The organism is Amycolatopsis sp. NPDC045836 (assembly GCF_056431745.1).
In genome coordinates, this window is record NZ_JBWKKF010000021.1 from 51794 (window position 1) to 56307 (window position 4514).

Consider the following 4514-nt stretch of genomic DNA (forward strand, 5'->3'; position numbering starts at 1 on the left):
ACCGGCGACCGCGCGGTCGAACAGCTCGACACCCTGCTCGATGGTCAGCGGTGGCATGCCGGAGCCGGTGACCTTCCGCAGTTCCGCTTCGGACAGCCCGCCGGTGAGGCCGATCGACGGGTCCCAGGCACCCCAGGCCAGCGACACCGCGGGCCGCCCTTCGGCCCGGCGGTGGGCCGCGAGTGCGTCGAGGAAAGCGTTTGCGGCGGCGTAGTTGCCCTGGCCGGGCGTGCCGAAGGTGCCCGCCGCGGACGAATACAGCACGAACGCGGACAGGTCGCCGGTGAGTTCGTGCAGGTTCCAGGCGCCGTCGACCTTGGGCCGCAACACGGTGTCCAGCCGATCGGCGTCGAGCGAGCCGATCACGCCGTCGTCGAGCACCCCGGCGGTGTGGATCACGGCCTTGACGTCGTGCTGGGCCAGCAGCTCGGCCAGTGCCTCCCGGTCGGCCACATCGCAGGCCGCCACCTGCACGTTGGCGTCGATATCGCGGACATCGGCCTCACCACGACGGCTGACCAGCAGCAGGTTCCGCACCCCGTGCGCGTTCACCAGATGCCGGGCGATCACCCCGCCGAGACCACCGGTGCCGCCGGTGATCAGCACCAGCCCGTCCGGATCCCAGGTGGCGCGGTCGCCGGTTTCCGCCCGGACCACCCGGGCCGCGAGCACGCTGTCACCCCGCACCGCGACCTGCGGTTCGCCGGTGGCAAGCGCTGGCGCCACGTCGGCACCCGGTTCGAGGTCCACCAGCCCGAAGCGACCGGGGTTCTCCGACTGCGCCGAGCGCACCAGGCCCCAGACGGCCGACTCGACCAGGCCCGTGCCCTCGGTGGCGAAGACCAGCCGCGAGTCGGCGAACCGCTCCTCACGCAGCCACTCCTGGAGCACGCCCAGTACCCGCGTGGTCACCTCGTGCACGGCGGCCACCACGTCGTCCTGCGCGACCTCCACCGGGAACACCACCACCGGCGGCACGTCCACCACGGACGCCAACTCGGTGCTGGTGGTGAACTCCGGCGTGGTGCCGGTGCGGACCTTGGTCCAGTCGAGCCGGAACAGCGAGGTCGCCGCGGCGCTCGGCTCGGCGATCGCCGTGGTCGCCCGCGCGAGCAGCCCTTCGACCGAGGCCACCGGACCGCCGGCGGTGTCGGCCACCTCGATGGCGACGGCCTCCCCGGCACCCCGTGACAACCGCACCCGCAACGCGGTCGCCCCGGTGGCGTGCACCGAAACGCCTTCCCACGAGAACGGCAGCCCGCCCCGGCTCACCTCACCGAGGTCGGCGAAACCGGCGGCGTGCAGGCAAGCGTCCAGCAGCGCCGGGTGCAGCACGAACCGCCCGGCGTCCTGCTCGGCCGATTCCGGCAGCGCGACCTCGGCGAACAACACGTCTTCACCCTGCTTCCAGGCGGCCTTGAGGCCCTGGAAGGTCGGCCCGTGGTCGAAGCCCAGTTCGGCGAAGCGCTCGTAGTGCCCGGTCACGTCGAGCGGCTCGGCGTCGGGTGGCCAGGCGGTGAAGTCGAAGGCGGGCGGCTGCGCGCCTTCGGACAGGAACCCGGTGGCGTGCGGGGTCCACTGCGACTCGTCGGCTCGCGAGTGGATCGCGACCGGACGCCGTCCGTCCTCGTCAGGGGCGCCGAGGTGCACTTGGAGCTGCACGGCGGTTTCGCCCGGGAGGACCAGCGGCGCGGCCAGGGTCAGTTCGTCGATCCGGTCCAGGCCGAGGTCCTCCCCGGCCCGCAGCGCGAGTTCGACGAACGCCGTGCCCGGCAGCAGCACCCGGCCCCGCACGTTGTGGTCGGCCAGCCACGGGTGCGTGCGCAGCGACAACCGGCTGGTGAACACCAGGCCCCCACCGGCAGCCAGGTCGAGGGTGGCACCCAGCACCGGGTGCTCGACCGCGCCGAGCCCGGCGGCACGCACGTCACCCGGGGTGCGGGCGGCCGAGGCCCAGTACCGCTGCCGCTGGAAGGCGTAGGTGGGCAGCTCGATCTTGCGGGCACCGGTGCGGGCGAACAGCGGCGCCCAGTCGACGGTGACCCCGCTGACGTGCAGCCGGGCCAGCGCGGCGACGGCGGCGGCTTCCTCGGCACGGTCCCGGCGCAGCAACGGCACGGCCACGCCTTCGACGCTTTCCAGCGCCATCGCCGACAGCACGCCGTCCGGCCCCAGCTCCAGGAACGCGGTCACGTCCTGGTCGGCGAGCCGCCGCACGTTGTCGGCGAACCGCACGGTGTCCCGCACGTGGTTCACCCAGTAGTCCACCGTGGTCACGTCGCCGGTGGCGACCAGCTGGAGCCGGGGCTCGCTGAAGGTGAGCCCGGCGATGGCCGCGCGGAACTCGTCGAGCATCGGTTCCATCAACGGCGAGTGGAAGGCGTGCGACACCTTCAGCCGCGAGGTCTTCTCGAAGCCCGCGGCGACCTCCAGCACCGCGGCTTCCTCACCCGCGATCACCACTGAATTCGGCCCGTTGACCGCCGCGATCGACACACCCTCGCGCGCCGGAATCTCGTCCTCGGCAGCCTTGATCGCCACCATCGCCCCGCCGGTGGGAAGAGCCTGCATCAGGCGGGCCCGCGCGGAAACCAGCGTGCAGGCGTCTTCCAGGCTGAGCACCCCGGCCACGTGCGCGGCCGCGATCTCGCCGATGGAGTGCCCAGCCAGGTAGTCCGGCTTGATGCCGAGCGATTCGACCAGCCGGAACAACGCCACTTCCAGCGCGAACAACGCGGGCTGCGCGTTGCCCGTCCGGTTCAGCGCGTCCTGATCCGCACCCCACATGACCTCGCGGACATCGAGGTATTCGAAGATTTCGGCCAAGGCGGCCTTGAACACCGGGAAGCGGTCGTACAGCTCCCGCCCCATGCCGATCCGCTGCGAACCCTGACCGGAGAACAGGAACGCGGTCAGCCGGTCGGTGGCGGTGTCCCTGGCGATTTCGGTGAAACCGTCCACCAGCACCGCGCGGTGCTCGAACGCCGATCGGGTGGTCGCCAGGGAAAGGCCGATGTCCAGCGGTGATCCGGTGACGGTCCGGAGGCGGTCGATCTGCGCGTCGAGCGCTTCGGGGCTGCGACCGGCAACCAGCCACGGCACCACCGACGGTTCGACCTCGGCGGGCTCCTCGACGACCTCGGCGGCCGGGGCCTGTTCGAGGATGACGTGTGCGTTCGTGCCGCTGACCCCGAACGAGGACACCCCGGCGCGGCGCGGGTGACCGGTCTCCGGCCAGGCCCGCCGCTCGGTCAGCAGTTCGACCGAGCCCTCCTCCCACTCCACGTTGGACGAGGGTGCGTCGATGTGCAGGCTCTTCGGCAGCACGGCGTGCTGGAGCGCCATCACCATCTTGATCACCCCGGCGACCCCGCCCGCCGCCTGCGGGTGCCCGAGGTTCGACTTGATCGACCCCAGCAGCAACGGCGTTTCCCGGTTCTGGCCGTAAGCCGCCAGCACCGCCTGCGCTTCGATCGGGTCACCCAGCACGGTCCCGGTCCCGTGGGCTTCCACGGCGTCCACCTCGGCCGGTTTCAGCCCGGCGTTCGCCAGCGCCGCCCGGATCACCCGCTGCTGCGACGGGCCGTTCGGCGCGGTCAGCCCGTTCGACGCCCCGTCCTGGTTGACCGCGGAACCCCGCACCACGGCGAGGATCCTGTGCCCCTTGCGCTGCGCGTCCGAAACCCGTTCCAGCGCGAGCACGCCGACGCCTTCGGACCAGCCGGTGCCGTCGGCGGCCTCGGCGAACGACTTGCACCGGCCGTCCGCGGCGAGCCCGCCCTGCTGGGTGAACGCGGCGAACCCGGTCGGGGTGGACATCACCATCACCCCACCGGCCAGCGCCAGGTCGCACTCGCCCTGCCGCAGCGCCTGCACGGCCAGGTGCAGCGACACCAGCGAAGACGAGCACGCGGTGTCCACGGTGACCGCCGGGCCTTCCAGACCCGAGGTGTAGGAGACCCGGCCGGAGATCACGCTGGCCACCGAAGCGGTGGTGGTGAACGCGTCGCCTTCACCGGACTTCGCGGTCAGGCTGCCGTAGTCCTGGCCGGTGGTGCCGAGGAACACCCCGGTCTGGCTGCCCTTGAGCGACAGCGGGTCGATGCCGGCGCGTTCCAGCGCCTCCCACGCGGTCTCCAGCACCAGCCGCTGCTGCGGGTCCATCGCCACCGCTTCCCGCGGTGAGATGCCGAAGAACCCGGCGTCGAAGTCGGCCACGTCAGCCAGGAAGCCGCCCTCGAAGGTGGCGCTGCGCAACGCTTCGACGTCCCAGCCGCGGTCGAGCGGGAAGCCGCCGATGGCGTCCCGGCCCTCGTCGACCAGCTCCCACAGCTCCTCCGGGCTGGTGACCCCGCCGGGGTACCGGCACCCGATGCCGACGATGGCGACCGGCTCCACGGCGGACGCCACCAGCTGCTGGTTCTGCTTGCGGAGACGCTCGATCTCCTTCAGGGACGACCGCAGGGCCTCGACGTACTGGTTGGTGGAGTCGGTCATCAACCCGTCCTTAGTGT

Annotated in this window: 1 protein-coding gene (cut by a window edge); it reads right to left on the bottom strand. The window is 71.9% G+C overall.

The features are described 5' to 3' along the window. Window positions 1-4497, bottom strand: partial view of an SDR family NAD(P)-dependent oxidoreductase gene (locus AC07EG_RS32210; RefSeq protein ID WP_478257005.1) — the 5' end (the start) only. It extends 25092 nt beyond the left edge of the window; only the first 4497 of its 29589 coding nucleotides appear in the window; the start codon lies at window positions 4495-4497; the stop codon falls past the left edge of the window. Window positions 4498-4514 lie beyond the last annotated feature (17 nt).